Genomic DNA, 6,274 nt, shown 5'->3' on the forward strand with positions numbered 1-6,274 from the left:
GAGCAGTGCGGCCAAGCTGTCCCGGTCGCCCTTCGCTATCGCATCGCCGACCGGCGGCAGCGCCGCGATCACCGCGGAGACGGCCAGTGCCGAGCGCCCTTCATAGTCGATCGCCGCGATCACGCTCTCATATTGCAGCTTGAGCTGCTGATCGAGCGCCATCCGCGCCAGCGCCCGCTGCTGGGTGATCGAGAAGCCGGAGAGGATCGCGCAGGCCACCCCCACCGTGAGTGCGATGGCGAGGATCAGGCGGACGGCAATCGACTTGATCTTGAACATGAAGAATTCCCGGGTATTTCCAAATTTTGCTTTTGTGGGAATGCTTTCAGAAATTGCTTAACAATGAGGGCGGACGGCCTCCGTGTTTTCACGGAGATGCTGCCATCGATTTTGCATGACTCAATGCAACCGGCGCATGGAGCCCTGTGGTTCGCGGTGGCAAAGGCAACGCGCGGTCGTTCCTGCAGGTGTCGAGTGCACGTCGCGGATTATAAGGCTTGATCCGACTCGTAAGTGGCACGTCGCAACCTAAGATTGGGATGGGAGCGCTGGCTAGCTCGTGAGAATGGGCAGGAAACGACTCCCATCGAATCCATCGTGTCAGGCCGCGGCGCGGCCGAGATCGAGCGCTGGCCGGCGCTTAGTCGGAAAGCTCAGCGCCACCGCGACCGCTGCAAGCCCGATCGCGAACGAACCGACGTGCAGCCATGTGTATTGCTGGAAGCTGTCGAACACCAGCCCGCCGGCCCAGGGCCCGAGCGCCATGCCGAGGCTGGCGAAGGCCGACACCGCGCCGAACACGGTGCCCATGATGCGCGCGCCGAAGAATTCGCGGACCAGCACCGCATACAGCGGCATCACCCCGCCATAGGCGAGGCCGAACACCACCGAGAGCGCGTAGAACTCGCCGAGTTGCGCCACTGCGAGATAGGTCGCGATGCACATCGCCTGCACGAGCAGCCCGCCGACCAGCACGGGCTTGGCACCGATTCGATCGGCAGCCGCGCCCAGCAGCAGGCGGCCGCCGAGGCCCGAGACGCCGGCCACGCTGTAGACCGTCACCGCCGTGAGCGGGGCGATGCCGCAGACCATCGCATAGGACACCATGTGGAAAATCGGGCCGGAATGCGCGGCGCAGCAGGCGAAATGCGCCGCGGCGAGCGCGACGAATTGCGGCGTGCGCAGCGCCTGCGCCGCCGTGAGGTCGCCTCCCGGCGCTGTGTCCGGCGTTGCGGGACCTGTCGCGATCGGCGCCGGACGCACCAGGAAGCAGGCGGGGATCAGAAGCGCCCAGGCGGCGATCCCGATCACCAGCATCGCGGTGCGCCAGTCATAGGCCGTGATCAGCCAGCTTGCGGTCGGCGCCACCGTCACCGGCGAGACGCCCATGCCGGCGGAGACCAATGCCACCGCAAGGCTGCGGTTCTTCTCGATCCATGCGCTCGCGAGAGCCATCATCGGCGCGTAGAAGCTGCCGGCGGCGATGCCGATCAGGACGCCGAAGCACAGCTGGAACTGCCACAGCTGCGTGGCCTGGCTCGCGGTGACGAGACCGAGCCCCAGCAGCAGGCTCCCCGCGAGCACCACGATGCGGGTGCCGAAGCGGTCCGACAGCGCGCCCCACAGGAATGCGGCAAATCCCATGCAGAGGAAATCCAGCGTAGCCGCCGCCGACACCCCGGCGCGCGACCAGCCCATCGCTTCCGAGATGGGCTGCAGGAACACCGCCAGCGACAACATCGTGCCGAACCCGACACAGGTCATCAGCGCGCCTGCGGCGACCACGACCCAGCCGTAGTCGAAGCTCGACGGTTTGCTCATGCGTTTCCTCGGCGCTCTTTGTCTTGTTGGTGGTGCGCGGGAGGATGGTGGCCCATCGGGCGGCGGAGGGCAAGCAGGCTGCGATGCGCCGGCACCCGGTCTACCTCAAATTGCAAGAACGACTCATACGTCGTAGTATGCCCGGCAGGAAACGGGGAGGGGGGTGATGGCAAGCTTGCGTCCACCGGGTCTGGGGCCGCTCGTCGGAGCGACCACCGATCATACCTGCCGCATCTGGATTCGCGCGGGTGATCCCGCGGACAGAGGCGTCGACCTCGATGCGGATCGACGCACCGTCGGCGTGATCGGGCTGCTCAGCGCGGACAGGAAGCAGGTCAAGGAAGCCTGGTACTTCCGGCTGCAGCGAGAATATGACCGCACCGGCACGTTCCTGCTCGGCGAACATGTTCAACTCGGCTACTACCCCGCCGATTATCGCGATCAGATCGCCAGGGACGTGATCAAGACGTTTCCGGATCCACTCCCGCCCCAGGCCATTCCGATTCAGCTCGCTCCTGACACCGCGTACACGGTGCGCTGTGCCACGCTGACGATCGATGATCCCATGCCCAACGCCGCGAGCCTGCCGGACTGGGAGCTGGTCAAGCGGCTTCCGGACATCGACAATATCAAGCACGAGCTGCTGAGCCTCGATCCGAACGAGTGCGAGGCCCGGTTTCGGACCTTCCCGGTCGTGAAGGACATCACGGAAGGCCGGATGTCCTTTCTGCTCGGCTCCTGCCGGTATCCCGGCCTGCTCTGGAAGATCAAGGAGGCGGATCACATTTTCGGACCGATGCACGCGCATTTCACCGACAGCTCGCTCGGCGAGCCGGCGCGCTACACCATCATGTGCGGCGACCAGATCTACGCCGACATGCTCCACCGCCTGTTCCCCATCGGCCGCGCCGATACTTTCGCGGAATTCCAGGAGCGGTACATGACGGCCTATGCCGGCCCGAATCTCCGCAAGCTGTTGCGCAGCGCGACGACCTTCATGATCCTCGACGATCACGAGATCGAGGACAATTGGACCCAGGACCGGATCGCCGAAGATGGCAAGCACCAGCTCTTCAACATCGCGATCGGCGCCTATCAGAGCTATCAATGGAGCCACAGCCCGCGCACGTTCGGGCAATTGTTCTATTACACCTTCGAATGCGGCGGCTATCCGACCTTCGTGCTCGATACCCGAACGCAGCGGTTCAAGGACGAAGTCTCGGGCCTGCGTGACAACCACCTGCTGGGCCGCCCGAACATCGATCCCGATCACCCCGGACAATTGAAGCGGCTGCTCGACTGGCTTTCGCAGCAACAACAGCGGCGCGGCGACGTTCCCAAGTTCATCGTCACCGCCAGCGTGTTCGTTCCGAACGACATGAGCGAACGCATCGCACCCGTTCAGGGGCTGTTCGGCACATCAGGCGGCAACAGGAAGAAGACGCCCTCCAACATGCTTTTCGGCGAGTACTGGAATGCCAAGCGCCGGGACGACAGCGACAGTTGGCCGGCGTTCCCCGCGACGCGGCTGGCTCTGTTGCAGCACATCGTCCAGAACAGGATCCAGAACGTGGTGTTTCTCGCCGGCGACATTCACTGCGCCAATACGGCGACGATCGATTTCGACGGCAAGGACGGCAAAGGACTCAAGGCCTTCTCGGTCACCTCGTCGGCGTTCTACTGGCCGTTTCCGTTCGCCGATGGCGACCCCAACAGCTACGTGCACGACTCGCGCGACCCCGACCAGAGCGATCCATTCCCGGTCGATGGAACGGATGCCGTCATGCATTACGAATCGTTCGGCTATACCCAGGACGACAATTTCACGCGGCTCGATCTCGACAAGGCGAGCAGCACCCTGACGGTGCGCGTCTTCGATCGCGACGGCAAGCCGGTTCGCATCGGTCCGCACAATGCGAAGAAGGATCTGGTCAACACGCTCGAGCTCGCGCCCTGGGACTGACGCCGGATGCCACTTTCGAAAAAGCTCGTAGCTCGTAGGATAGGTAGAGCGAAGCGAAGCCCATCATGCTTCATTCCAGCAAAATCAGATCGGGCAAGAACGGCGGGACCTGCGGTCCGTCCGCTAGATCGATGGGTTTCGCAAGGGCTCAACCCATCCTACGCGCGACAGCAACAGCTCGGTGGTGAGGGGATTTGGCGGTTCGAGCCCGATTGCTGACACCGCCTGCTCGTGATGATAGCATGCCGCTCGTCACCGGCCCGCGATGTTGGTCTCATCAGCGCGCAGACTCACGAAGGTGCGAGGAGGCAAGCGCCATGAAATCGAGAGCCTTGTGCAGGCTACGCGTGTGCCGCCGGTTGTTGTTGACCGTCATTCTCGCCTCCGCGTTTTCGGCGCCTTTGGCCTGCGCACAGGACGTCCGCGGCGAGCCGGGGCCGGTCTTTTCGGATAGCGGTCCCGATGCCGAACTCTACGGCGCGGCCGAGGGCTACCCGGTTGGCAAGCGGGGCGTGCCCCCTCAGCTCGACATGCTCGTCGGGAGCTACAGCCATTTCGACGACATCAACCCCTCGCGCACGGTTCGTCGCGCAACGGCGCCGTGGCAGTTCAAGCGCGCGCCGGAGCCGTCGATCACGTACAGTTTCGGTACCGAAAAGCTGAGTCTCGCGGACTACCTCGCGCGCAACCCGGCGACGGGACTCCTGATCGCCAGGGACGACACCATCCTCTACGAGCACTATCAATATGCGCGGACCGATCGTCACCGCTTCGTCTCGCAATCCATGGCCAAGACGCTGGTGGCCATGCTGGTCGGGATCGCGGTCTCGGAGGGACGGATCAAGTCGATCGACGACCTCGTCTCGATCTACGTGCCCGGCCTTGCAGGAACGGAATATGGCAACACGTCCATCCGCGCCTTGCTGAACATGTCGTCGGGCGTCGAATTCTCGGAAGTCTATGACGGCAAGGACGACATCGCGCGGCTCGCGCGGCCACTGTTCTCGGGTGAGCCGAAAGACCCCGCGGCGGTCGTCGCGCAGTTCAACAACCGGACCGCACCGCCCGGGACGAAATGGCACTATGCAAGCGTCGAGACCGAGATCCTCGGCCTCGTCCTGCGCGCCGCCACGGGCACGCCGGTCGCCGACTATCTCCACGACCGCATCTGGGAGCCCATCGGCACCGAGGCGGATGCTTCGTGGGCGATCGACGGCAGCGGGCAAGAGATTGCGTTCTGCTGCTTCAACGCCACCTTGCGCGATTATGCGCGCCTCGCCCGGTTGCTCGCCCATGACGGCGCCTGGGAGGGGCGGCAGCTGATCCCGCGGCAGTGGCTGCTGGATGCCACGACCGTCAGGCCGGAGGATCACCATCTGGCGCCGCGCGTGGCCACGCCCTATTTCGGCTACGGCTATCAGGTGTGGCTCCTCCCGGGCGAGCAGCGCCGATTTGCCCTGCTCGGCATCCGCGGCCAGTTCATCCTGGTCGATCCAGCCACCAAGCTCGTCATGGTGCACACGGCCGTTCGGAAAAAGCCGACCGAGCCGGGCGCGCTCCGGGAGCCGCTCGCACTGTGGTCCGCCGTGCTTCAACAACTCGGGCAGTGACGACCTGATCGGGTCTTGAGCCGCAAATATTCGCGATGACCATGTCGGCGCCGACGGGGTTCGATCGTCCTTGGTCTACAAATCACGAAAGGTGCAGCGGACGGCTCGGCACACAGGGACGTGATGCCGCATCCCGGCTGCAAGAATAGAACTGGAGCATGCCCATGAGGATATCAGTCGAAACCAGCGTAGCTGCCCCGATCGATCGGGTCTGGCAGGCCTATACGACGCCTGCCGACATCGTGAAGTGGAATGCGGCGTCCGACGACTGGCATACGACCAGGGCGACCGTCGACCTGCGCGAAGGCGGCGCATTCTCGTCGCGGATGGAAGCCAAGGACGGCAGCATGGGCTTCGACTTCGCCGGCACCTACACCAAGATCGTCGAGCACAAGCGGATCGAATACGCGTTCGGCGACCGGAGGGCCGAAGTCGAGTTCGTGCCGGGCGCGAAGGGCGTTGTCGTCCGTGTCGTCTTCGACGCCGAAACCACGCACTCGGTCGAACAGCAGCAGGCCGGCTGGCAGGCGATCCTCGACAGCTTTGCGCGATACGTCGAGGCGAAGAAGGTGTGATCGATCGGGTGCCGACGGACACCCGTCACACCCTGCGATGATGCCACCATACCCCTGTTTTGCCCGACGCAGCAACTCGATTTCGCAAAAGCGGAAAAGCGCAGTGTCGCCAACGGGGCGGCTACTGTGCATGGGGTTGTTTTCGCGCTTTTGATTTGCCGGCCTCGGCAGCCGGGCCGGCCGGTCCCCAGCCCGCCTCAGCTGTCCACCTTCAGCGCGGCGATGAAGGCTTCCTGCGGAATGTCGACCTTGCCGAACTGCCGCATCTTCTTCTTGCCTTCCTTCTGCTTCTCCAGAAGCTTGCG

5 protein-coding genes and 1 pseudogene are annotated in these 6,274 nt (G+C 64.1%); 3 read left to right on the forward strand and 3 right to left on the reverse strand.

The annotated features are described in order from the left end of the window. Together JHD07_RS29965 and JHD07_RS29970 are read right to left on the reverse strand one after the other, a co-directional pair. A pseudogene (locus JHD07_RS29965) lies at positions 1-279 on the reverse strand (methyl-accepting chemotaxis protein); the annotation flags it as partial. A gap of 321 nt (positions 280-600) precedes the next feature. Further along, positions 601-1,821, reverse strand: coding sequence for an MFS transporter (locus JHD07_RS29970; protein WP_291628714.1), 1,221 nt, complete (start codon positions 1,819-1,821; stop codon positions 601-603). Positions 1,822-1,987: 166 nt separating this feature from the next. Here JHD07_RS29970 and JHD07_RS29975 point away from each other — a divergent pair, with 166 nt between their 5' ends. The 3 genes from JHD07_RS29975 to JHD07_RS29985 all read left to right on the forward strand — a co-directional run bounded on the left by JHD07_RS29975 (position 1,988) and on the right by JHD07_RS29985 (position 5,969). After that, positions 1,988-3,784, forward strand: coding sequence for an alkaline phosphatase D family protein (locus tag JHD07_RS29975; RefSeq protein ID WP_291628716.1), 1,797 nt, complete (start codon positions 1,988-1,990; stop codon positions 3,782-3,784). 317 nt (positions 3,785-4,101) lie between these two features. Then, entirely contained in the window at positions 4,102-5,394 is a 1,293-nt protein-coding gene (locus JHD07_RS29980; protein ID WP_291628718.1) for a serine hydrolase, read from the forward strand. A 164-nt stretch (positions 5,395-5,558) separates the two neighbouring features. Beyond that, the gene (locus tag JHD07_RS29985; protein ID WP_291628720.1) at positions 5,559-5,969 is read left to right on the forward strand and encodes an SRPBCC family protein; all 411 of its coding nucleotides are present in this window, start codon (positions 5,559-5,561) and stop codon (positions 5,967-5,969) included. Between the two features lie 197 nt (positions 5,970-6,166). On the opposite strand, the gene JHD07_RS29990 is transcribed toward JHD07_RS29985, so the two are convergent. Next, the coding region (locus tag JHD07_RS29990) for a hypothetical protein (RefSeq protein ID WP_291628722.1) at positions 6,167-6,274 on the reverse strand (108 nt) is incomplete at its 5' end.

It is taken from the genome of Bradyrhizobium sp., from assembly GCF_016462955.1.
GTDB lineage: Bacteria > Pseudomonadota > Alphaproteobacteria > Rhizobiales > Xanthobacteraceae > Bradyrhizobium.

Bases quoted from the DNA above. Each gene is read 5' to 3' on its own strand.
- JHD07_RS29970 (WP_291628714.1), bottom strand. From the start codon at position 1,821: ATGAGCAAACCGTCGAGCTTCGACTACGGCTGGGTCGTGGTCGCCGCA.
- JHD07_RS29980 (WP_291628718.1), top strand. From the start codon at position 4,102: ATGAAATCGAGAGCCTTGTGCAGGCTACGCGTGTGCCGCCGGTTGTTG.
- JHD07_RS29975 (WP_291628716.1), top strand. From the start codon at position 1,988: ATGGCAAGCTTGCGTCCACCGGGTCTGGGGCCGCTCGTCGGAGCGACC.
- JHD07_RS29985 (WP_291628720.1), top strand. From the start codon at position 5,559: ATGAGGATATCAGTCGAAACCAGCGTAGCTGCCCCGATCGATCGGGTC.